Source organism: Nonomuraea zeae (genome assembly GCF_005889725.1).
GTDB classification, from domain to species: Bacteria; Actinomycetota; Actinomycetes; order Streptosporangiales; family Streptosporangiaceae; genus Nonomuraea; species Nonomuraea zeae.
On record NZ_VCKX01000041.1, the window covers coordinates 36,888 to 58,045 of the forward strand.

At 69.8% G+C, this 21,158-nt stretch carries 23 protein-coding genes and 1 tRNA gene; 12 read left to right on the plus strand and 12 right to left on the minus strand.

Annotation, left to right across the window (positions count from 1 at the left end; translation table 11 throughout):
• Positions 1 to 60: 60 nt before the first annotated feature.
• The 4 genes from ETD85_RS15890 to ETD85_RS15905 form a co-directional block, all read right to left on the minus strand.
• Complete coding sequence (locus ETD85_RS15890) at positions 61 to 1,749, minus strand: PQQ-dependent sugar dehydrogenase (RefSeq protein ID WP_138690479.1); 1,689 nt, start codon at positions 1,747 to 1,749, stop codon at positions 61 to 63.
• Positions 1,750 to 2,094: 345 nt separating this feature from the next.
• Positions 2,095 to 2,517, minus strand: a complete 423-nt coding sequence (locus ETD85_RS63130; RefSeq protein WP_170246701.1) for a DUF6461 domain-containing protein — start codon at positions 2,515 to 2,517, stop codon at positions 2,095 to 2,097.
• Positions 2,514 to 3,029: a DUF3592 domain-containing protein gene (locus ETD85_RS15900; RefSeq protein WP_170246702.1), complete on the minus strand. Its 516-nt coding sequence runs from the start codon at positions 3,027 to 3,029 to the stop codon at positions 2,514 to 2,516. The genes ETD85_RS63130 and ETD85_RS15900 overlap by 4 nt, the downstream gene beginning before the upstream one ends.
• 299 nt (positions 3,030 to 3,328) lie before the next feature.
• Positions 3,329 to 3,619, minus strand: a complete 291-nt coding sequence (locus ETD85_RS15905) for a hypothetical protein (protein ID WP_138690481.1) — start codon at positions 3,617 to 3,619, stop codon at positions 3,329 to 3,331.
• 636 nt (positions 3,620 to 4,255) lie between these two features.
• On the opposite strand from ETD85_RS15905, the gene ETD85_RS15910 reads away from it, so the two are divergent.
• Positions 4,256 to 6,013 carry a right-handed parallel beta-helix repeat-containing protein gene (locus tag ETD85_RS15910; protein WP_206058336.1) on the plus strand — a complete coding sequence of 586 codons (1,758 nt, stop codon included), beginning with the start codon at positions 4,256 to 4,258 and terminating at the stop codon, positions 6,011 to 6,013.
• A 479-nt stretch (positions 6,014 to 6,492) separates the two neighbouring features.
• Here ETD85_RS15910 and ETD85_RS15915 read toward each other — a convergent pair.
• Positions 6,493 to 6,566, minus strand: a tRNA-Pro gene (locus ETD85_RS15915).
• Between the two features lie 64 nt (positions 6,567 to 6,630).
• Positions 6,631 to 7,494 carry a metallophosphoesterase gene (locus ETD85_RS15920; protein ID WP_138690499.1) on the minus strand — a complete coding sequence of 288 codons (864 nt, stop codon included), beginning with the start codon at positions 7,492 to 7,494 and terminating at the stop codon, positions 6,631 to 6,633.
• 98 nt (positions 7,495 to 7,592) lie between these two features.
• On the opposite strand from ETD85_RS15920, the gene ETD85_RS15925 reads away from it, so the two are divergent.
• Positions 7,593 to 8,045 carry a GatB/YqeY domain-containing protein gene (locus ETD85_RS15925; protein ID WP_138690482.1) on the plus strand — a complete coding sequence of 151 codons (453 nt, stop codon included), beginning with the start codon at positions 7,593 to 7,595 and terminating at the stop codon, positions 8,043 to 8,045.
• Positions 8,046 to 8,229: 184 nt separating this feature from the next.
• Here ETD85_RS15925 and ETD85_RS15930 read toward each other — a convergent pair whose 3' ends face one another.
• Positions 8,230 to 10,458 carry a transglycosylase domain-containing protein gene (locus ETD85_RS15930; RefSeq protein ID WP_338087144.1) on the minus strand — a complete coding sequence of 743 codons (2,229 nt, stop codon included), beginning with the start codon at positions 10,456 to 10,458 and terminating at the stop codon, positions 8,230 to 8,232.
• Positions 10,459 to 10,744: 286 nt separating this feature from the next.
• Between ETD85_RS15930 and ETD85_RS15935 the strand changes: the two genes are divergently transcribed.
• Positions 10,745 to 11,041 carry a WhiB family transcriptional regulator gene (locus ETD85_RS15935; RefSeq protein ID WP_020542548.1) on the plus strand — a complete coding sequence of 99 codons (297 nt, stop codon included), beginning with the start codon at positions 10,745 to 10,747 and terminating at the stop codon, positions 11,039 to 11,041.
• A gap of 49 nt (positions 11,042 to 11,090) precedes the next feature.
• Here the strand turns inward: ETD85_RS15935 and bagB are convergent, their stop codons facing one another.
• On the minus strand, positions 11,091 to 12,218 hold the full coding sequence (gene bagB / locus ETD85_RS15940) for an ATPase BagB (RefSeq protein WP_138690484.1): 1,128 nt from the start codon (positions 12,216 to 12,218) through the stop codon (positions 11,091 to 11,093).
• Positions 12,215 to 13,228, minus strand: a complete 1,014-nt coding sequence (bagA, locus tag ETD85_RS15945) for an ATPase BagA (protein ID WP_138690485.1) — start codon at positions 13,226 to 13,228, stop codon at positions 12,215 to 12,217. The genes bagB and bagA overlap by 4 nt, the downstream gene beginning before the upstream one ends.
• Positions 13,229 to 13,317: 89 nt before the next feature.
• Between bagA and ETD85_RS64655 the strand changes: the two genes are divergently transcribed.
• The 4 genes from ETD85_RS64655 to ETD85_RS15960 all read left to right on the plus strand — a co-directional run bounded on the left by ETD85_RS64655 (position 13,318) and on the right by ETD85_RS15960 (position 15,574).
• A complete protein-coding gene (locus tag ETD85_RS64655) occupies positions 13,318 to 13,473 on the plus strand; it encodes a Sp36 family protein (protein WP_091100512.1) in 156 nt (51 codons plus the stop codon).
• Positions 13,470 to 13,928, plus strand: a complete 459-nt coding sequence (locus ETD85_RS15950; protein ID WP_206058337.1) for a RidA family protein — start codon at positions 13,470 to 13,472, stop codon at positions 13,926 to 13,928. Before ETD85_RS64655 ends, ETD85_RS15950 begins: the two co-directional genes overlap by 4 nt.
• Positions 13,929 to 14,027: 99 nt before the next feature.
• Complete coding sequence (locus ETD85_RS15955; RefSeq protein WP_138690500.1) at positions 14,028 to 14,789, plus strand: NUDIX hydrolase; 762 nt, start codon at positions 14,028 to 14,030, stop codon at positions 14,787 to 14,789.
• A complete protein-coding gene (locus ETD85_RS15960; RefSeq protein ID WP_138690487.1) occupies positions 14,786 to 15,574 on the plus strand; it encodes an MBL fold metallo-hydrolase in 789 nt (262 codons plus the stop codon). The genes ETD85_RS15955 and ETD85_RS15960 overlap by 4 nt, the downstream gene beginning before the upstream one ends.
• Here ETD85_RS15960 and ETD85_RS15965 read toward each other — a convergent pair.
• Together ETD85_RS15965 and ETD85_RS15970 are read right to left on the minus strand one after the other, a co-directional pair.
• Complete coding sequence (locus tag ETD85_RS15965) at positions 15,556 to 16,236, minus strand: Crp/Fnr family transcriptional regulator (RefSeq protein ID WP_138690488.1); 681 nt, start codon at positions 16,234 to 16,236, stop codon at positions 15,556 to 15,558. The two genes, ETD85_RS15960 and ETD85_RS15965, sit on opposite strands and share 19 nt — an antisense overlap.
• A gap of 171 nt (positions 16,237 to 16,407) precedes the next feature.
• Positions 16,408 to 16,878 carry a hypothetical protein gene (locus tag ETD85_RS15970; protein WP_138690489.1) on the minus strand — a complete coding sequence of 157 codons (471 nt, stop codon included), beginning with the start codon at positions 16,876 to 16,878 and terminating at the stop codon, positions 16,408 to 16,410.
• 84 nt (positions 16,879 to 16,962) lie between these two features.
• Between ETD85_RS15970 and nth the strand changes: the two genes are divergently transcribed.
• Both nth and ETD85_RS15980 read left to right on the plus strand, forming a co-directional pair.
• A complete protein-coding gene (nth, locus tag ETD85_RS15975) occupies positions 16,963 to 17,685 on the plus strand; it encodes an endonuclease III (RefSeq protein WP_138690490.1) in 723 nt (240 codons plus the stop codon).
• 52 nt (positions 17,686 to 17,737) lie between these two features.
• Positions 17,738 to 18,394, plus strand: coding sequence for an NUDIX hydrolase (locus ETD85_RS15980; RefSeq protein WP_138690491.1), 657 nt, complete (start codon positions 17,738 to 17,740; stop codon positions 18,392 to 18,394).
• Between the two features lie 91 nt (positions 18,395 to 18,485).
• On the opposite strand, the gene ETD85_RS15985 is transcribed toward ETD85_RS15980, so the two are convergent.
• Positions 18,486 to 18,977 (minus strand): HEAT repeat domain-containing protein, encoded by a 492-nt coding sequence (locus ETD85_RS15985; protein ID WP_240779169.1) that lies wholly within the window; start codon positions 18,975 to 18,977, stop codon positions 18,486 to 18,488.
• A 103-nt stretch (positions 18,978 to 19,080) separates the two neighbouring features.
• Between ETD85_RS15985 and ETD85_RS15990 the strand changes: the two genes are divergently transcribed.
• The 3 genes from ETD85_RS15990 (at position 19,081) to ETD85_RS16000 (ending at position 21,067) form a co-directional block, all read left to right on the plus strand.
• Positions 19,081 to 20,271 carry a MarP family serine protease gene (locus tag ETD85_RS15990; protein WP_138690493.1) on the plus strand — a complete coding sequence of 397 codons (1,191 nt, stop codon included), beginning with the start codon at positions 19,081 to 19,083 and terminating at the stop codon, positions 20,269 to 20,271.
• A gap of 90 nt (positions 20,272 to 20,361) precedes the next feature.
• On the plus strand, positions 20,362 to 20,784 hold the full coding sequence (locus tag ETD85_RS15995; protein WP_138690494.1) for an aldo/keto reductase: 423 nt from the start codon (positions 20,362 to 20,364) through the stop codon (positions 20,782 to 20,784).
• A 4-nt stretch (positions 20,785 to 20,788) separates the two neighbouring features.
• On the plus strand, positions 20,789 to 21,067 hold the full coding sequence (locus ETD85_RS16000; RefSeq protein WP_138690495.1) for a TetR/AcrR family transcriptional regulator: 279 nt from the start codon (positions 20,789 to 20,791) through the stop codon (positions 21,065 to 21,067).
• Positions 21,068 to 21,158 lie beyond the last annotated feature (91 nt).

The window sequence follows — 21,158 nt, forward strand, 5'->3', positions numbered from 1 at the left end:
CCGCCACTGGCCCCGCCGTCGGCCCGCTCGCCGGCTCAGGGACTCGTGCAGAGGTATGGGTCAGGGGCTCGCGCAGACGTAACCGGCGGGGACCTGGGTGTCGCCGCCCGGACGGGCGGCCTGGAAGCCGAACGTGACGCTCTGACCGGGGGCCAGCGTGCCGTTGTACCCGAGGTTCCGGGCCGTGACGGTCTGGCCGCCGCTGGTCAGCGTGGCGTTCCAGGAGCCGGTGACGCTGTGGCCGCCGGGCAACGTGAACGTCACCGTCCAGCCGGTGGTGGCGGACGTGCCGGTGTTGGTCACGGTGACCGGCTGGATCACGTAGCCGCCGCTCCACTGGGTCTGCGTGGTCGCCGTCGCCGTGCAGCCGCCGCCGGTCCCGCCGGAGGAGGTGGTGGTGACCGTGACCGTGTTGGACACGGGGGAGAGGTTGCCCGCCGCGTCGCGGGCGCGCACCTGGTAGCGGTAGGCGGTGCTCGCGGTGAGCCCGGTGTCGGTGAACGAGGTGGTCGCCGACGTGCCGGCCTGCGTGAACGTGCCGCCCGTCGTACCCGGTGCGCGCAGGATGTCATAGCCGCTCACCCCGACGTTGTCGGTCGAGGCGGCCCAGGTCAGCGTGGTGCCGGTGGCGGTCGTGCCCGACGCGGCCAGGCTGCCCGGCGCGGTGGGCGGGCTGGTGTCGGTCCCGGCCGTGGCCGGTGGGATGCGGATGATCCGGTCGTCCTGGGCCACCGGGGTGCCGCGGCCGTCGCGGTTGCTGGTCGTCACCCAGAGCCAGCCGTCTGGGCCTGCCGCGACCGCGCGCAGCCGGCCGTACGCGGACTGGAGCTCGGCCACCGGCGTGCCCGCCGTCCCGCTGCCGGTGAGCGGGACCGTCCAGAGGCGCGTTCCGCGCAGGGCCGCGGCGAAGAGCGTGTTGTTGGCGTACGCCAGCCCGCTCGGCGACGCCTCGGCGGTCGTCCAGGTGACGATCGGGCTGCGGAAGGAGGTGTTGCCGCAGGAGCCCTCGCACGTGGGCCAGCCGTAGTTGCCGCCGGCGACGATCTGGTTGATCTCGTCCCAGGTGTTCTGGCCGAACTCGCTGGCGTACATCCTGCCTTGGGCGTCCCAGGCCAGGCCCTGCACGTTGCGGTGGCCGTAGCTCCAGACGCGGGAGCCGGAGAACGGGTTGCCCGACGGTATGCCCCCGGTGGGCGTCATGCGCAGGATCTTGCCTGCCGGACTGTTGAGGTTCTGGGCGTTCGCGGTGTTGCTCGCGTCGCCGGTGCCCAGGTAGAGCATGCCGTCCGGCCCGAAGGCGATGCGGCCCCCGTCGTGGATCGTGGCGCTCGGCACCCCCGAGAAGAGCACCGTCTGCGTCTGCGGCGCGCTGAGCTGCAGCCTGATCAGCCGGTTGTCGCCGCTGGTGCTGGTGAAGTACGCGTACACCCAGCCGTCCTGCGCATACGTGGGCGACACGGCGATGCCGAGCAGCCCGCTCTCGCCCGACGCGCTGACCCCGCTGACCGTGGCGACCTGGACGGGCGTCTGCCCCGGCCGTACCTGGAGTATGCGCCCCGTGTTCCGCTCGGAGACCAGCGCGCTGCCGTCCGGCAGGAACGCCAGGCCCCAGGGGACCTGCAGGCCCGTGACGGACACCTCGGCCCTGGCGAAGTCGAAGCCGCCTATCACCTGGGCGCGAGCCTCGGGCGCGCTGACCAGGAGGGCGAGCAGGGCCAGGATCAGGGCCGGAACGATACGGGCGCGCATGACGGACTCCTCGGCCGGATCACCGGGTGCGGATGCCTGCACCGTAGGCACCAGGACACCGGAACCTCAATCACCACCGCCACCACGACCCGGCCAACTGCGACGACGGCCCCCGACCGGTGAAACTTTCAAGCGCTCTGGCCCGGTGCCCTTTCCGGAAAGGCGCTCATGCCTTCGCCAGAGTGACCCGCCGCCACGAGAAGAAAGCGCCTCGCCCCCGACGTGAGCGGCATCGACCCGGCGAGCAGCCCTGAGCCGAGCAGCAGGAAGGCCACGAAGGCGATCGCCCCGGCGGATACATGCGGATCATTCCATGGCGACGGAGAGCACGGAAAGACGTCGCCGTCACGCTTGCGCCGGTCTGATCGGGGCCGCCAGGAAACGCATGTCGAGCAGACTCCGGGAAAAGGGGAAACCGGTGAGTGAGACGGACACGACTTCGGTCCCCTGCGAAAGGCGGCGCATCAGGCCGCGGTCGAGACCGATCGAGCCGGCCCAGAGCTGGATGAGCACCGTCCAGCCGCCGGCCGCGACCGCGCCCACGTAAGTGCTGCGCATGTTGTCGGAGTCGACGCACTCCATCGTGCGTCTCTGGAACTCCTCGAAATCCACGTGGTCCAGCTCGCCGGCTCCCGCGCCGAGGCGGGTCAGCGCTCCCCGCGAGGTCAGGGACCGGGCGAAGGACACGCACGAGACGTCATAGAACAGGCCGTGCTCGCCGAGCCAGCCGAACTCCTCGTACGCCTCCGGCACCCGCTCAGGGATCACTCGCCGGATCCGAGCCCGGGCGGGCAGTCGATGGTCTCGGAAGAGCCGTCGGGAAGCTCGATCTCGCACCCGGCCGGATCGCCGCTCGTGGAGGGTGCCGACAGGCTGGAGACGCCGGCGAAGAAGGCCAGGCCGATGACGATCGCGATGATCCCGGCCACGACTCCTCCGTACCCGCCGGCGCCACCGCTGGCGGGCATGGCCCTGGTCGGGTCGTCGGGGTCGTAGAGCACCTCGGTCGCGTTGCCGACGCCGAGGTTGGAGACGGTCGAGGCTTCGGTGGTGACCTCCCGCCCGTCCAGGGTCGTGAAGGTCAGGACCGGCCGCTGCCGCGCCCTCAAGTGCTCCCCGCGCCCGGTGAACGTGGTCCGGACGTCGCTGACCACGCCCGGCACCCGCAGCGCCCGCTGCACGAACCGCCTGCCGTCGATCATCCCCTTCCCCGAGACCAGGATGATCAGCAGGCCGAAGGCCACGAACAGGAGGGGAGAGTACTCGATCAAGCGTTCCAATGCGGATCTCCTTGAGTCGGTCTGCATTGGTAGAACGTTCGGGAGCGGCAAAGGTTCGCGCCGCGGGCCGGCGAATTTTCCAGGCGCGGTGCGGCGGTGGTGGAATCCACCGCCATGCCCATGCGATGTACGCCCGCCTGCTTCAAAAGCTCGCTGCGGGCTGGGTAATCGCGTGCGAGCCAAAGACAAAGGCACCCGTTACACCCGCAGAACGGTGACCTGGCGGCCGGACGGTGTGGTCGTCTGCTCGAAACCGCCTCTTTCCTTCCAGGGCGGGGCCTCGGGGCGCCGGTCGAAGATCACCAGTGCGCCGGCGGTGAGGGTGAGGCGGTCCAGGTAAGGGTCGAGCTGAAGTCGCCCAGGCGTAGCGATTTGGTGATGATGTTGAACGGGCCGGCGGGGTTGGGCCGGCCAGGTTCGCCGCCTGAGGCGATCTTGTAGTCACGCAGGTCGCGTAGTCCGCACAGCACCACGGACGTGGGGAACGGACGGCCTCCCGGCCGCGCGTTGTGACCGTCGCGGAGCTGGCTGAGGATGCTCACCAGGCTGTTGCCCTGCAGGGCGTCGATCTCGTCGAGGAACAGCACCACCCGGCGTGGGCTGCAGGAGCGACTCCGCGGCGGCGTAGTCGTCACCGGCCGACTTGGCCCGCTCACAGGAGAGCATCAGGGCGGCGGTGAGCACGCGCGCCTGCGGGAGCCGCTGCGTGGGGGGCAACGTGTAATGCTGCTGGGGGCCGTACGGACCGGCGGTGTCGAAGGAATTCGCTCGGAGTGTCCGCATGGTCACATTCTGCCACCGCGTTGGTTTGGCATCTTGCGCACTGGAATGCGCAGGCTTGGACGCAGTGAGCCGCGACTTGGTATCTCCCGCAGAGACTCGCCTTTCTTTGGCTTGGAGGTCCGTCGGCCCTGCAGTCCTCGCGCGGCGTTCGATCTTGAGGGTGGGTGCGGGTCCTGACTACAGTGACGACCGCCAGCGGACCGACTGCGGTCAAGCTGGTTGCAACCTCAAGGAGATCAGGAATGCGAAGAACCTGGCCAGTGGCGTTGGCGGCCCTCGCCACGGTTGTCCTGGGCGGCGCGACGCCGGCTAGCGGCGACGCGGTCAAGCCGGCAACCGAAGCGACGAAGGCAACGGCAGCGGTCTGTGGTAGTTCGTCGCTGAACGGCCCCACCACACCGCCCGCCGGCGCGGTCGTGGTCCCCGCGGGCGACAACAGCGGCGTGGACTTACGTAAGGCGAACACCACGTACTACTTCGAGACCGGCACGCACACGCTGGAGGCCGCGACCTACGCCCAGATCTACCCCGGCGAAGGTTCGACGTTCATCGGGGCGCCCGGGGCGGTGCTGGACGGCAAGGGGGTGAACCGGTACGCCTTCAGTCAGGGTGCGACCGGGGTCACGATCCAGTACCTGACTGTCACTGGGTTCGTCGCGCCGCGCGACGAGGGTGTGGTCAACCACGACTCCGCCGACAACTGGGTCGTGGAGCACAACACCTTCCGCGGCAACTCCGGCGCGGCCCTGATGGCCGGGGCCGCGAACCAGATCCGGGGCAACTGCTTCAAGGACAACGGGCAGTACGGCCTGAACGCGTACAAGGCCGGCAACACCATCACCGATCTGGTAGTGGCGGACAACGAGTTCACCGGCAACAACACCGACGACTGGGAGCACCAGGAGCCTGGGTGCGGTTGTACCGGTGGCATGAAGTTCTGGGCGGTGAACGGCGCCGACGTGACCGGCAACTGGGTCCACGGCAACCACGGGCCGGGCGTCTGGGCCGACACCAACAACAACGACTTCCTCATCGAGGACAACCTCATCGAGGACAACGAGTCGCTCGGGATCTTCTACGAGATCAGCTACAACGCCGTGATCCGGAACAACACCATTCGCGGCAACGCCTGGAAGTCCGGTGCCGAGCGGGCAGCGAAGGGCGACCCGTTCCCCGAGGCGGCGATCTACCTGTCCGAGGCGGACGGTGAGCCCCGCGTGGCAGCGCGGACCAGCAAGATCGAGATCACCGGCAACCTGTTCGAGAACAACTGGGGCGGGATCACCGGGTGGGCGAACGCCGACCGGTTCTGCAACAGCCCGGCCTCGACGACCGGCGACTGCACGCTGATCGTCGGGCCGACCAACACCTCGAAGTGCTCGGCTCCTGCCATCGCCAGCAACCCGCTCTACACCGACTGCCGCTGGTGGACGAAGAACGTCGACGTCCACCACAACACGTTCACCTTCGACCCCAGTGCCGTCGACGGCGGCTGCTCCACGCAGTACTGCGGGCACATGGCCCTGCTGTCGAACTACGGCACCTACCCGGACTGGTCCCCGTACAAGGGTGATGTGATCCAGAAGGCGATCGTCCACGACTCGAACAACTCCTGGCACGACAACACCTACACGGGACCGTGGCAGTTCAGGGTCGGCGACATGGACACGAGCATTACCCCCGCACAGTGGGTCGGCCCCCAGTACGGCCAGGACGCCGGCAGCACGTTCGACGGTGGCACGCCCAAGCCGCCGGCCATCGCCGAGCATGACTTCGAGTCCGGCTCGACCTCGCCCTACACCCCGTGGTGGGGATCCAGCGTGGCGCGCCAGACCGGTGACGCGCATGGCGGCACCGGCTCGCTGCAGATGACCAGCACCCAGTCCGGCAGCGCGGTGGCGCTCGACAACTATCCCGGGTACAGCGGTGTGATCGCCGGCACGAGCTACCAGGTGTCGCTGTGGTATCGGCAGGCCGTGGCGACCATGCCCGCCGTCACATGGAATGTGCGCTGGCGCGACGAGTCCGGCACGGTGCTGCGTACCGACGCCATCTCCCTGGCTCCGAAGACCGCCTGGACCGAAGCGGCCGGCACGTTCACCGCACCCGCGGGCACGACCCGCGTCGACTGGACCTTTGTCTGGACCGCGAGCGGCGCCGGGCCCGCCTTCCAGATCGATGACGTGGCGGTCCGCGCCTAGAAGCGCCTTGCAGGCCGCGCGAAAGACCTGAGGGACACAAGCTGGGGTGACGGTGCCCCGCCCGCCATCTCGGCACCGTCTCCGCAGGTCACGGGCCTGGTTCTGAGGTTGAGAACCAGGCTCCCGGTCATCCGGCCGTCCTCGATCGCGCTCGGGTTCGGCGTCGGCTTCTTCGGCGCGAGGTCGAGACAGAGCCGTCAGGGCGGGCTGTTCGACTACCGCTTCGCTCAGGCCGGCAACGCTGCTGGGCGCCCTCGATGCACATCCTCGGGTGGTGGTGCTGATTCTCCGCCGCGGCGACATCAAGGTCACGATGGAGGTCTCACCGAGGCGACAGACGAGGCGACTCGGGAGCCACTCAAGGCGCTCGGGCGAACGCTCACTGGGAGGGCGGAGTCTCCCGCGCGCAGCTGGACTTTCGTCGCTCACAAAGACCAAAAGGCCACTTCCGATTTCTCGGAAGTGGCCTTTTAGCTGGGTCGGGGTGGCGGGATTTGAACCCACGGCCTCTTCGTCCCGAACGAAGCGCGCTGCCAAGCTGCGCTACACCCCGGTGCACGCCGGTCTTGCGCGTGCTTGGAAAAGTCTAGCGGACTATCGGCGTACTTGTGACCGCGTTATCGGCGGGGCACCAGCGTGAGCAGAGAGGCCTCCGGGAAGCAGGCGAACCGGGCGGGAGCGTAGGGCGAGGTGCCGAGCCCGGCGGAGACGTGCAGCCAGGCGTTGTCGTGGCGGTTGAGGCCCTTCACCCGGGCCCGGTCGATGCCGCAGTTGGTGACCAGGGCGCCGTAGAAGGGGATGCAGAGCTGGCCCCCGTGCGTGTGGCCGGCCAGCAGGAGCTGGTAGCCGTCGGCGGCGAAGCGGGTCATGTTGCGGGGCTCGGGCGAGTGCATGACGCCCAGCCGGAGGTCGGCGTCCGCGGGCGCGGGGCCGGCCACGAGGTCGTAGCGGTCGCGGGAGATGTGGGAGTCGTGGATGCCCGCCACGGCCACGTCCAGGTCGCCCACCTTGATGCGGGCCGTGGTGTTGTTCATGTCGAGCCAGCCCTCGGCCGCCATGCCCGCTCCCAGCTCCTCCCACGGCAGGCTGGGGACGTGCTGGCGGCGGTCGTTCTTGGAGGTGCGCCAGAGGTAGCGGGCCGGGTTTTTCGGCTTGGGCGCGTAGAGGTCGTTGGAGCCGTAGACGAACAGGCCGGGGCGCGACAGCAGGGGCTCCAGGGCGTGCAGGAGCGAGGGCACGGCCTGCGGGTGCGCGATCGAGTCGCCGGTGTTGACGACCAGGTCGGGCTTGAGCTCGCCCAGGGAGCGGACCCAGTTGATCAGCATCGTCCTGCCCGGTGTCAGGTGCAGGTCCGACAGGTGGAGGATGCGTACGGGACGCTGCCCACGCTCCAGCACCGGCACGTCGAAGCGGCGCAGGCGGAACCAGTTGCGCTCCACCACGGAGGCGTAACCCAGCCCGGCCAGGCCGAGACCGAGCATGGACAGTGGCACTGCGACGGCTTTCCTCACCCATTCATGATGCCCGACATCCGGTGCGAGGCGTCCGGGTAGTCCGCGCAGACGGCAAGATGGAGCGCATGAGCGCAATGAAGGACAAGCTGAAGGCCGATCTGACGGCCTCGCTGAAGGCCGGGGACGCCGTACGCCTCCGGACGGTTCGCATGGCCCTGGCCGCGGTGAACGTCGAGGAGGTCGCCGGCAAGGAGGCCAGGGAGCTGACCGACGACGAGATCATCAAGGTCCTCACCAAGGAGGCCAAGAAGCGGCGCGAGGCGGCCGAGGCGTTCGGCAACGCGGGCCGCACCGAGCAGGCGCAGGCGGAGCTGGACGAGCAGGCGGTCCTGGAGGAATACCTGCCCGCGCAGCTCTCCGACGAGGAGCTGGCGCAGCTCGTCGACGAGGCGATCGCCGAGACCGGCGCCTCGGGGCCGCAGGCGATGGGTCAGGTCATGAAGGTCGTCAACCCGAAGGTCGCCGGGCGGGCCGAGGGTGGCCGGGTCGCGGCGGCCGTCCGGGCCCGCCTCGCGTAAGCGGCCCCTGTGCGGTTGCGGTCGGCGTCGGCGTCGGCTTGTGCGGTTCGGGTTCGGAGGCGGCCGCTTCGCTTAGCGGGTTCGGGTTCGGTCGTGCCAGGAGGCCTCCTTCCACATCTGGGGACGGAGGCCTCAGCGCCGCCGGCGAGCCCTCAGAGGCCCCTGGAGGCCCGCAGAGGGGCGCTCAGCGGCCCGGGGTGATCGGCCCCACCACAGGCCCGGCATCGCCGTTCCCGCCGCGTCCACGCCCGTTCCCCGGCCCGCCGTCGCCCCGCCCGTCCGGCGGGCCGTCCCCGTCCGGCGGGTTGAAGATGTCGAACGGGTCCCGAGGGCCCTTGTCTTCCTTCTTCTTCTTGGGCTTGGGCGCGCACTGCTCGGTGCAGCCGCCGAACCGCGAGCGATCCACCGGCGTGAACTCCGTCGGCTCGATCCCCTTCAGGGCGCTCATCATCGCGTCCTTCCAGATCCGCCCGGAGATGGAAGCTCCGTACACGTACGGGTAGTAGCGCCCGCCGATCGTGATCCCGATCAGCTTGTGGCTGGAGGTGCCGCGCGGGTCGCCCAGGCTGACGGCGGAGGCCAGGTTCGGGGTGTAACCGGCGAACCACGCCGACATGTAGTTGTCGGTCGTCCCGGTCTTGCCGGCCGCGTCCCGGCCGATGCCGCCGACCTCCCGCATCGTGCCCTTGGTGAACACGCCGGACAGGATCCCGCTGACCGCGTCGGCGACCTCCTCCTCCAGCACCTGCGAGCACTTGGGCTTGTACTGCTTGGCCTTGCCGTTCCTGTCCTTGATCTCGGTGATCGCGAGCGGCCGGCAGTACTGGCCGCGCGAGGCGAAGACGGCGTACGAGCTGGCGATCGTCACCGGGTCGACCTCGTTGACGCCCAGCGTGAACGTCTCCACCTCCGACAGCTTCTGCCCGTCGGACCGCTTGACCCCGAGCTTCTTGGCCATCTTGACGACCTTGCAGAGCGACACCTTCTCCTCCAGCCGGAGGAAGAACGTGTTCACCGAGCCCCAGGTGCCGGTCTCCAGCGTCTTGAAGCCGCCGCCGCCCTCGCTGGAGTTGCGCACGGTGTGGCTCGGGTCGCCGACGTTCTCGCCCTTGCAGTTCTTGAACGTGCTGTAGCCGCTCGCCTGGTAGCCCGCGGGGGCCGGGAAGCCGTCGCCGTACTTCAGACCCTCCTCCAGCGCCGTGGCCAGCGTGTAGACCTTGGCCGTCGAGCCCTGCTGGAACCCGCGGCCGCCACCGTGCGCCCCGTCGGCCACGATGTTGTAGCTCATCTCGTTCTTCTTCTTGCTGCCGCCGAACTTCCGCGAGGCCGCCATGGCCTTGATCTCACCGGTGCCGGGAACGACGATGGCCTGCGAGGCCACGGGCTTGTCCTTGGTGCTGACGTACTTCTTGATGGCCTTCTCGGCGGCCGCCTGCATCTTGGGGTCGATCGTGGTCTTGATCGTCAGGCCGCCGCGCTGGAGCAGCTTCCTGCGCTCGTCCTGGTTCTTGCCGAAGTCCTCGTTGTTGAGGATCTCGTACTGGACGTAGAGGCAGAAGTACGGGAACTTGCTGGCCTCGCAGCCGCCGGGGAACTTCGTGTCCTTGTAGCCCAGCTTCTTCGCCTTGGCCTCGGTGGCCTCCGCCAGGGTGATCTTCTTGAGCTCGGCCATCCGGTCCAGCACGAGGTTGCGCCGCTCCAGCAGGCGCGCCCGCGACTCGGGGCCGACGTTGGGGTCGGTCCTGGCGGGGTTCTGGACGGCGCCGGCGAGCGTTGCGGACTCGACAAGGTTGAGCTCGGAGGCCGACTTGCCGAAGAAGCGCTTGGCCGCCGCCTGGATGCCGTGGGCGCCCGCGCCGAAGTAGGCGATGTTGAGGTACTTCTCCAGGATCTGGTCCTTGGAGTATTTCCGCTCGATCGCCATGGCGTTGCGCAGCTCGGACAGCTTGCGCGAGACGGTCGGCGCGATGGCCGCCTGCTGCTCCTCCGGCGTCTCGGCCTTGTTCACGAGCACCTGCTTGACGTACTGCTGGGTGATCGACGATCCACCCTGCATCACGCCGCCGCTGCTGAGATTCTTGAGCAGCGCTCTGGCCGTTCCCTCCACGTCGATCGGCCCGTGCTGGTAGAAACGGAAGTCCTCGATCGAGATCAGCGCCGTTTGCATGATCGGGGCGACCTGGTCGAGACGGACAGACTGCCGGTTCTCGTAGTAGAACTGCGCAATCTGCTTGCCGTTGGCGTCGACCAGTTTGGTGCGCTCAGGCAGAGGGGGTTCGTCGAGTTCTTCGGGCTTGAGGTTGAGCCCCTCCATCGCGCTCTTCGCGGACACCCCGGCCCCGCCGACCGCGGGCAGGGCAACGGCGGCCGCGAGCACCCCGGCCGCCGTCGCTGCGATGACGAGACGCAGCACGTTCAAGACGGGGTTGGAGCGATCTTTGCGCTGAGCTTGCACGGTACCAAGGGTACGTCGAAAGACTGGTCTTATCGGTAGCTCGACACCATTTCGCCTTGACTGGCGGGGGTGACTAGTCATTCCCGGTCAAGACTGCGGCGAGAAATTGGTCCTCTGGGGTCTGTCGGCCCGAACGTCTAGTTGCGTACGTTCTCCTCTGCGGCAACTGAATACGGAGGCTCGGCGCCCGCGCCCGTCGGCCCCAAATGAACGACTGACCACCTAAGGGGAGTGGGGTCGAACAATGTGGATCACGGATTGGACCTCCCGTGCCGCCTGTAAGGGTGCGGATCCGGATGCCCTGTTCGTGCAGGGCGCCGCGCAGAACAGAGCGAAGCTCATCTGCCGGGGTTGCCCGGTTCGTACCGAATGCCTCGCCGATGCACTGGACAATCGCATCGAGTTCGGGGTGTGGGGCGGTATGACTGAACGGGAGCGTCGTGCGCTGCTTCGACGGCGACCTGACGTGGACTCGTGGCGCGAGCTGCTCGAGTCCGCCAAGGAAGAGTACGAACGAACCAACGAGCTGATCGCGGGCTGATCCAGGCCCGCGAGTGATGTACGGCCGGCGCCGCCCGCCGGCCGTACTTTCATGCGCTCGCCAGCAACTCTCCGATCTGCCGCAGACCGGTCAGATCGTGAACGTCCTCGGACATGGCGCGTACCTGCACCACGGGCACCGTGGGGTGGGCCGAGACGAAATGCTCCTGCTCGCGGCTCTCGCGGGCGGTGAGCTGCATTCGCCCGGCGTGCAGCCGCAGCACGGCGGCGGTCAGCTCATGCTCACCCCTCGACTCCAGCTCTTCCGCGGCTGCCGCGCTGCGGGCCGCTGAGAGCGCCGGGGCGGGCGACGTGTGCACGCGGTTGACCACCAGGCCGGCCAGCGGCATGCGCTCCTCGGCGAGCCGCTCGACGAAGTAGGACGCCTCTCGCATGGCGTCCCGCTCGGGCGCGGCCACCACGACGAACGCGGTGCCGGGTGCCTGCAGCAGCTTGTACGTCATCTCGGCGCGCTGCCTGAACCCGCCGAACACGGCGTCCAGCGCGGAGACGAACGTCTGCAGGTCCTTGATGACCTGTGCGCCGAGCAGCTTGGTCATCGCCCCGGCCATCAGCCCGAACCCGGCGTTGAGCAGCCGGAACGCGCTGCGCCCCCCGGCCTTGGCCGGCGCGGTCAGCAGCCGGATGAACCGGCCGTCGAGGAAGCGGCCGAGCCGTTCGGGAGCGTCGAGGAAGTCGAGCGCGGAGCGCGACGGCGGCGTGTCCACGATGATCAGGTCCCACTCGTCCGAGCGCCTGAGCTGGCCGAGCTTCTCCATGGCCATGTATTCCTGCGTGCCGGAGAAGCTGGAGGAAAGGGACTGGTAGAAGGGGTTCGACAGGATCTGCCGGGCCCGCACGGGATCTGCGTGCGCCTCGATGATCTCGTCGAACGTCCGCTTCATGTCGAGCATCATCGCGTAGAGCTGCCCGTCGCCCTCGGGCGAGCTGACCAGCCGCGGGGTGTTGTCCAGCTCGGTCAGCCCCATCGACTGGGCCAGCCGGCGCGCCGGGTCGACGGTCAGCACGACCACGCACCTGCCGCGCTCGGCGGCCCGCAGCCCGAGCGCCGCCGCGGTCGTGGTCTTGCCCACCCCGCCGGCGCCGCAGCAGACGATGATCCTGGTGCCCGGGTCGTCGAGTATGGCGTCGACGTCGAGGATGGCGGGCTTCTTCACGCTGCTCCCTGGGTGCGGATGCTCTCTGCCAGCTCGTACAGGCCGGCCAGATCGACGCCGTCGGCCAGCAAGGGCAGCTCGAAACTCGTCAGCCCGGCCGCGGCCAGCGACTCGCGCTCCGTGCGCTCCAGCTCGGTGCGGTGGGCGTGCTCGGCGACCTCGTCCGCGAGGGCCTCGGCCATCGCGGTGGCCTCGGCGCCGTCGGTGACCCCGGCCGCCTTCAGCCCGAGCACGAGCTCCCCTACGTCGAAGCGGCCCTTGACAGCCGTGTCAAGAGCGGCCTGGGGCAGCAGGGATTCGCGCACCATGTTGATGAAAATCCCACCGGAAGGCAGCCCTGCGGCGCGTGATTCGGCGATGCCGTCGAGCGTCTCCTGGACCGGCATCTCCTCCAGCAACGTGACGAAATGCACAGCCGTCTCAGGAGATTTCACGACCCCGCGTACCAGGTCGGAATGGTTCTTGATCGGCCCGACCCTGGCCAGGCCCGCCACCTCCTCGGTGACGTTCAGGAAGCGCGTGATGCGGCCGGTGGGCGGTGCGTCGAGCACGACGGCGTCGTAGACCCGGCGGCCGTTCTTGGCCCGCCTGCGCACGGCCTCGGTCGTCTTGCCCGTGACCAGCACGTCGCGGAAGCCGGGGGCCACGGTGGTGGCGAAGTCGACGATGCCCATCTTGGTCAGCGCCCGCCCGGCCCTGCGCATCCCGTAGAACATCTCCATGTACTCGAGCATGGCCTCTTCGGGATCGATCGCCAGCGCGTACACGTCACCGCCCGACGGCGCCACGGCGATCTTGCGCTCCTCGTAGGGCAGCGGCGGGCGGTCGAAGATCTGGGCGATGCCCTGCCTGCCCTCCACCTCCACCAGCAGCACCTTGCGGCCGCCCGCGGCCAGGGCTAGGGCCAGGGCGGCGGCGACGGTCGTCTTGCCGGTCCCGCCCTTGCCGGTGACGACGTGCAGCCGTACGCCGGCCCAGGCCGGCGTCGGATCTCTGTCCGGAGAGTCCACGTTTCGAGGCTACCGAACGGTTACTTGTCGAAAGCCGACGACCACCCTTTGAGATTGCTCACACCTCGTCTTATGAGACGCTGACGCTCATGAAGAAATGGGAGTACCTCACGGCCCCTGTGCTGATCCACAACACGAAGATGATTCTCGACAACTTCGGGTCCGACGGCTGGGAGCTGGTCCAGATCGTCCAGGGCGCCACGCCCGAGCAGCTCGTCGCCTACTTCAAGAGGGAGAAGCAGTGACCCCCGAGCAGAGGATCGAGGAGCTCGGTCTCACGCTGCCCGCGCCCGTCACGCCGCTGGCCTCCTACGTGCCCACCGCGCGTACGGGCGACCTGGTCTACACCTCGGGCCAGGTGCCGATGCTGGAGGGCAAGCTGCACCAGACCGGCAAGCTGGGCGTGGACCTCGGGGTCGACGAGGGCAGGGCGCAGGCCCGCATCTGCGTGCTGAACGCGCTCGCGGCCCTGAAGGCCGAGGTCGGTGAGCTGTCCAGGGTGCGGCGGATCGTCAAGGTCGTGGTGTTCGTGGCCAGCGCTCCCGACTTCATCGAGCAGCCGCAGGTGGCCAACGGCGCCAGCGACCTGCTCGCGGAGGTGTTCGGCGAGCAGGGCAAGCACGCCCGCAGCGCGGTCGGGGTGGCGGCGCTGCCGCTCGACGCTCCGGTGGAGGTGGAGCTGATCGCAGAAGTGGCCTGAGAGCGGGGATATGTCACGATGACCGAGTGATGTTCTAAAGGAGGTCATGTGACCGGATTCCCGCTTCCAGCCGAGCTCGCCGCGCGGGCACGGGACCTGATGGCCGGACGGGTCGAGCCGGTGCCCGCGCGCGACGCCGCCACGGTGGTGATCCTGCGCCCCGGCACCGGAGGGCCGGAGGTCTACCTGCTCCGGCGGAAGGCCACGATGGCGTTCGCCGCGGGCGCGTACGTGTTCCCCGGCGGCTCCGTGGACCCGCGCGACACCGACCAGGCCGTCGCCTGGGCCGGGCCGTCGCCCGCCGAGTGGGGCGCACTCTTCCACGCCGGGGAGCAGGTCGCCCGCGGGCTGGTGTGCGCGGCCGTACGCGAGACGTTCGAGGAGTCCGGCGTGCTGCTGGCCGGTCCGGGGCCCGACTCCGTGGTCGCCGACACGACGGGCGACGACTGGGAGGCCGACCGGCTGGCCCTGATCGACCGGAGCCTGGCCTTCGCCGACTTCCTCGCCAGGCGCGGCCTGGTGCTCCGCTCCGACCTGCTCAAGCCGTGGGCGCACTGGATCACGCCGGAGATCGAGCAGCGGCGCTTCGACACCCGCTTCTTCGTCGCGGTGCTGCCGGAGGGGCAGCGTACGCGTGACGTGGGCGGGGAGGCCGACCAGGTCGTGTGGCAGCGCCCGTCGCGGGCGCTGGAGCTGGCGCATCAGGGGGAGATCTTCCTGATGCCGCCGACCTACGCCACGCTGGGCGAGCTGTCGGCGCACGCGGACGTGGCGGGCGTCCTGGCGGCCCCTAGGGAGATCGTGACCATCATGCCGAGAGCCGTGGAGATCGAGGGCGAGATGCGGCTGGTGACGACGTGAGCGGCCTGTACATCCCGCTCGGCACGCCCGACGGGTCCCGTACGGAGCACGCCGAGAACCTGCTCGCCCCCAACCCCTCGCTCATGACGCTCGACGGCACCAACACGTGGGTCATCGGGGGCGAAGAGGTCGTGGTGATCGATCCCGGGCCGGACGACGAGTCGCATCTGCGCCGCGTACAGGAGCATCTGGGAGAGCGCCGCGTCACCGAGATCCTGCTCACCCACGGCCATTTCGACCACAGCGGCGGCGCCAAACGCTTCGCCGGGATGGTGGGGGCGCCCGTGCGCGCCCTCGACCCGCGCCACCGACTTGGCGGGGAAGGGCTCGGCGACGGCGACGTGGTGGCCGTGGACGGCCTGGAGATCCACGTGTACGGGACGCCGGGGCACTCGTTCGACTCGCTGTGCTTCTGGCTGCCGCAGGACAAGGCCATGCTGACCGGCGACACGATCCTCGGCAGGGGCACCACGATCATCGCCCGCGACGGAGGGCTGGCCGACTATCTGCGCAGCCTCGACCGGCTCAGGGCGGCCGCGGAGAGCCTGGCGGCGCAGGCGCTGCTGCCCGGCCACGGCCCGGTGCTCGCCGACCCGATCGGCGCGCTGGACGGCTACATCGCGCACCGGCGCGAGCGGCTGGACCAGATCAGGGCGGCGCGCGAGCAGGGCGCGCGCACGCCACGCGAGATCGTCCGCGTGGTGTACGCCGACGTCGACAGGTCGCTCTGGCCGGCCGCCGAGATGGCGGTGCTGGCCCAGCTGGACTATCTGGACCGGTTGTAGAGCCGGTCCATGTCGAGGATGACCACGGCCTTGGCCTCGATCCGCAGCCAGCCACGCTGGGCGAAGTCGGCCAGCGCCTTGTTGACCGTCTCGCGCGAGGCGCCGACGAGCTGGGCGAGCTCCTCCTGGGTCAGGTCGTGGTGCACCCGCAGCCCGTCGTCGGTCTTGGTGCCGAACCGCTCGGCCAGGTCGAGCAGCTGCTTGGCCACGCGTCCCGGCACGTCGGTGAAGACCAGGTCGGCCAGGACGTCGTTGGTGCGGCGCAGCCGCTGGGCGAGGGCGCGCAGCAGGTGCAGAGCCACCTCGGGCCGGCCGGTCAGCCAGGGGCGCAGGTCGTCGTGGCCCAGCCCGGCCAGTCGCACGTCGGTCAGCGCGGTCGCGGTGGCCGTACGGGGCCTCGGGTCGAACAGGGACAACTCGCCGAACATCTCGCTCGGCCCCAGCACGCTCAGCAGGTTTTCCCGCCCGTCAGGGGACGTGCGGGACAGCTTGATCTTGCCCTCCAGCACGACGTAGAGCCGGTCGCCGGTCTCGTTCTCGTGGAAGAGCGTCTGTCCCTTGGACAGCTGGACCTCGGTGATGCTCGTCCGCAGCGCCGCGGCGCTCTCACGGTCGAGCGCGGCGAACAGGGGGGCCTTGCCCAGCACATCTTCGGTGTTCACTCTGCCTCCTCTGCTGCCATTGTGACTCACCCCACTCCGAGCAGCACACACAGGTTATGGGAATGCCGGAGTGTTCGGAGCCTGCCCTGATGGGTGAAGTCCCGGGGGAAACGTACCCGACGGAGGAATTTGTACCGCTATCGGCACCGGCTGCCCGCTACGGGCGCCGCTTCAGCCGGCCCGCCGCAGCAGGCCGTCCACGGAGGCCATCGCCTCCGCCACGGAGTGGCCGAGCAGGACCCTGAGCACATGGACCGCCTTCGGGCGGGCCGCCGGGTCCGGGCGGCGGCACTGCTCCACCGCCAGCCGCAGCGCGGGAGGCAGCACCGCGACGTCGCCGCGGACCGACCCGGTCGCCGCGAACACCATCAGATCGGCCCAGTCGCGTACGTCCTCCGCCACCGCGTCCTCGTAGCGGGACCGGGTGGGCGTGGTCTGCCAGCCGATGAGCACCTGTCCTCTGGTGCCGAGCGCCACGCTGTCCTGGCCGAGCCGCAGCCCCGCGTTGCCGCGCGCGTGCAGCTTGGCCATCGCCGCCGCGCAGCTCACGGCGAGCCTGTGCAGTGCCTGCCCGCGCAGCGGCCCGCCGCTCCTGACGAAGTCCGTCAGCTTCGCACCCTGATCACCATGACGATCGGCCATGACCCGCCCCCTCTCACGCGCCAGGTTGTACGCAGCAGAGCCGTCTTTGGTTCAACCGTTCCCAGATGCTTCTACTCTTGCGGCATGGCCACGAAAGCGGCGGGGCGCAAGCCGGAGAGCCAGCTCGCACTGGTGCGACGAGCGCGCAAGATGAACCGCGTCCTCGCGGAGACCTACCCGGACGCCCACTGCGAGCTCGACTTCAGCAACCCGCTGGAGCTGCTGGTCGCGACCATCCTCTCCGCGCAGTGCACGGACAAGAGGGTCAACATGGTCACCCCCGTCCTCTTCGCGAAATACCCCACGGTGGAGGACTACGCCGCCGCGGACCGGCCGGAGATGGAGGAGATCATCCGCTCCACCGGCTTCTTCCGCGCGAAGACCAACAGCATCATCGGCATGGCGCAGGCGGTGTGCGAGCGCTACGGCGGCGAGGTGCCCGGCAGGCTGAAAGACCTGGTCACGCTGCCGGGCGTGGGCCGCAAGACGGCCAACGTGGTGCTCGGCAACGCGTTCGACGTGCCTGGGCTCACCGTGGACACCCACTTCCAGCGGCTCGTGCGGCGCTTCGGCTGGACCGAGGAGAGCGATCCGGTCAAGATCGAGCACCTGGTGGCGGAGCTGCTGCCCAGGCGCGAATGGACGATGTTCTCCCATCGGGTCATCTGGCACGGCCGCCGCATCTGCCACGCCCGCAGGCCCGCGTGCGGCGTGTGCCCCCTGGCCGACCTCTGCCCCTCGTACGGCACCGGCCCCACCTCGGCGGCCGAGGCGACGAAGCTCGTCCGGCCGGGGCCCTTCTCCTGATCTTCTCCCCGAACCCGGGAAGTCAACGGCGTGGCGGCGTGTTGGAGGATGCGTGACTCAAGTGCCCGACTGGCTCGACAGACTGGCGGCGCAGGCCCAGCGGACCCGAGTTCCGGTTTATCTGCGCCCGCCCGCGCGGGGCGGACGGGCCGCCGCGGTGCTGATGCTGTTCGGCGAGGGGCCGCTCGGCCCCGACGTGCTGCTGATCCAGCGCAGCACGCGCGGGCGCAGGCACGCGGGCCAGCCGGCCTTCCCGGGCGGCGGCGTGGACCCCGAGGACGCCGGGCCGATCGAGGCCGCGCTCAGGGAGGCCGAGGAGGAGACCGGGGTCGACCCCGGCGGGGTGCACGTGCTGTGCACGATGCCCGAGCTCTACCTCACCTACAGCGACAACCGGGTCACGCCTGTCATCGGCTGGTGGCGCGAGCCGTCGGCGGTGCACGCGGCCTCGCCGGACGAGGTCGACTCGGTCGAGCGGGTGCCGATCGCGGAGCTGGTCGATCCGGCGAACCGGGTCATGCTGCGCCATCCACGCGGCACCGCGGGTCCGGCGTTCCGGGTGCGGGGGATGCTGGTCTGGGGGTTCACGGCGATGGTGCTCGACTCGGTGCTGCGCGAGGGCGGGCTCGAACGGCCCTGGGACACCACGCGCGAGGAGGACCTGCCGCCCGACGTGGTCAGCATGGCCGCCCGGGGCACGACGGCCTGACGCGCCCGGCGGCGGGCTTGACGCGCCTCGCTGGCCTGACGCGCCTCGCTGGCCTGACGCGCCTCGGGGGCCTGACGCGCCTGGCGGGCTGTCAGAGTGCCGAGCGCAGGGCGACGCCCAGGGAGGCCCAGCCCGCCACGTCCGCGTCGCTGTCGGCGGCCAGCGTGCGCAGCATGTCCAGCCCGGCCCGGTCCGGCGGCTCGCCGAGCACGTGCTGCAACGCGTACGCGGCCCCGTACCTGACCCTGGCGTCGTCGTGGACGGCCAGGTCCAGCACGGACGGCAGCGAGCGCGGGTCGCCCAGGTGCCCGAACGCGATCAGCACGGAGTAGAGCACCATGGCGTCGTCCTCGCTGGCGGCCAGATAGCGCAGCACCGGCAGCGTGCGGTCCACGAAGGGCCGCAGCATGCCCATGATGTCCACACCGAGCAGCCGTTCGGCGACCGTGTCGGCGGCACACAGCCGCCGCGCCTCGATGAACGACTCCAGGTCGCCGCGCTGACGCAGCAAAGAGATCACATGCCAGCGCAGCGGACCGTCAGGATCGGTGTCGCGCAGAGCTGCCTCAATGAGATCGCGCACTGTTCCCTCGGCCGGCGGCATACCGCTCAAGATAGCCAGGTGAGTGACGCCGTCCTGGCGGAAGACGTGCACACTTGACCGTATCGCTGGTTACCTTTGAATCGTGCGCGGTGATCTGCTTGACCTCATATTGATCGGCCTCGTGATCGCCTTCGGCATCTCGGGATACCGGCAGGGCTTCATCATCGGGGCGATGAGCTTCGTGGGGTTCGTGGGCGGAGCCGTGCTGGGCGTCTTCATCGCGCCCCCCATCTCCAAGGCCGTGGTCGACGGCGACACGCCGCAGGCGCTGCTCGCGATCGTGATCGTGTTCCTGTCGGCCACCATCGGCCAGTTCGCCTCCTCGACCCTTGGCGCCGTCGTGCGCAGCCACGTCACGTGGGAGCCGGCGAAGGTGGCCGACGCGGTCGGCGGCACGTTCGCCAGCGCGCTGTCCGTGCTGGTCATCGCCTGGCTGATCGGCTCGCTGGTCGTCTCCACGGCCTTCCCCCCGCTCGTCGACCAGGTGAAGAACTCCGCGCTGCTGACCACCGTCGACGACGCGATCCCGCAGGCGGCGCGCAACTGGCAGCAGCCGTTCAAGAAGTTCATCGACCGCTCGGAGTTCCCGCCCGTCTTCGACGCCATCGGCGCCGGCCAGCTCATCGACGTGCCCCCGCCCGACCAGAGCGTGCTGCAGGGCTCCAAGCTGAGCCGGGCGCGGCGGGCGATCGTCAAGGTGCAGGGCAACGCGGAGAGCTGCAACAAGCACATCGAGGGCACCGGCTTCGTCTACGCGCCCGGCCGGATCATGACCAACGCCCACGTCGTCGCGGGCGTGACGCGTGACCTCCAGGTCATCGACGCCAACAACACCCGCCACGCGGCCACGGTCGTGCGCTACAACCCGCGCCGCGACATCGCCGTCCTGTACGTGCCCGGCCTCGACCTGCCGCAGCTCGCCTTCGACGGCGAGGGCAGCCGGGGCGACAACGCGATCATCGCCGGGTTCCCCAAGGGCAAGGGGTTCACCGCTGAGCCGGCCAGGATCGGCAGCAGCCTCGAAGCCGAGGGCCCCGACATCTACCGGGCGAACACGGTCAGGCGCAAGGTCTACGCCATCCGCGGCCAGGTGCTGCCGGGCAACTCGGGCGGCCCCCTGCTCACCGTGGACGGCCGCGTCTACGGCGTGATCTTCGCCGCCGCGATCAACGAGAAGGAGACCGGCTACGTCCTGACCGCCGAGGAGGTCGCTCCCGACGCCTCGCAGGGCCGTACCGACACCACGCCGGCCAGCACGCAGGAGTGCGACTGAGCACGTGACCCCGGGGAGGGCTCTCCTTTCCGCAGGGCCCAATGTGATAGCCAATCACATTTAAGGAGCGGGCATGAGGACCAGGTCAGGATCAGCCTGCTGCACAGGGACGTCGAGCGCGACGGCACCCTGGAGGCGGCGCGCGAGCTGGGCGTCACGCTGATCGCGTACTCGCCGCTGGAGGGCGGGCTGCTCACCGGCCGCTACCACGAGAACCCGGCGCTGGCCCGGTCGGCGCCGGTGATGCGGCGCTTCTTCGGGCGCGAGGAGCTGAGCGTCGAAGGGTTCGCGCGGACGGCGCCGCTCATCGACGCCATGCGCGAGATCGGCGTGGCGCACGGCGCCACGGTCTCGCAGGTGGCGCTGAACTGGGTGATCACCCGCTTTGGGGACACGGTCGTGGCGATCAGCGGCGCGTCGAGGCCGGAGCAGGCGGACGGGGCGGCGGGCGCGATGGACTTCGAGCTGACGGCGGCGGAGGTCGGCGAGCTGAACGGGCTGTCGCTACCCTGAGCCCGTGCCCCGAACGACCAAGCGCGACCGCTACCACCACGGCGACCTGCGCGCCGCGCTCATCGACACCGCGACCGAGCTGATCTCGGAGCAGGGCGTCCAGGGGTTCTCGCTGGCCGAGGCGAGCAGGCGGCTCGGAGTGGCGGTCAGCGCCCCCTACCGGCACTTCGCCGACCGCGACGAGCTGCTGCTGGCGGTCGGGGTGCGGCTGGCCGTCCAGCGCGCCGCCGCCGCCACGCTCGCGCTGGTCACGGGCCGCGCCGATCTCGGCCCGGCACGCTGATCACGGGCTGAGAGGCCCCGGAGAGGATACGCCGGTCACGGCTCGGCGGGTCAGGCGCGGGTGCTTTGGTCGGGGCTGGGCGGGTCAGGCG

Coding starts and splice junctions, on each gene's coding strand:
- ETD85_RS15890 (WP_138690479.1), bottom strand. CDS start 1,749: ATGCGCGCCCGTATCGTTCCGGCCCTGATCCTGGCCCTGCTCGCCCTC.
- ETD85_RS15920 (WP_138690499.1), bottom strand. CDS start 7,494: ATGCTCGGTCTCGGCCTGGCCGGGCTGGGTTACGCCTCCGTGGTGGAG.
- ETD85_RS15925 (WP_138690482.1), top strand. CDS start 7,593: ATGAGCGCAATGAAGGACAAGCTGAAGGCCGATCTGACGGCCTCGCTG.
- ETD85_RS15935 (WP_020542548.1), top strand. CDS start 10,745: ATGTGGATCACGGATTGGACCTCCCGTGCCGCCTGTAAGGGTGCGGAT.
- ETD85_RS64655 (WP_091100512.1), top strand. CDS start 13,318: ATGAAGAAATGGGAGTACCTCACGGCCCCTGTGCTGATCCACAACACG.
- ETD85_RS15955 (WP_138690500.1), top strand. CDS start 14,028: ATGGCCGGACGGGTCGAGCCGGTGCCCGCGCGCGACGCCGCCACGGTG.
- ETD85_RS15970 (WP_138690489.1), bottom strand. CDS start 16,878: ATGGCCGATCGTCATGGTGATCAGGGTGCGAAGCTGACGGACTTCGTC.
- nth (WP_138690490.1), top strand. CDS start 16,963: ATGGCCACGAAAGCGGCGGGGCGCAAGCCGGAGAGCCAGCTCGCACTG.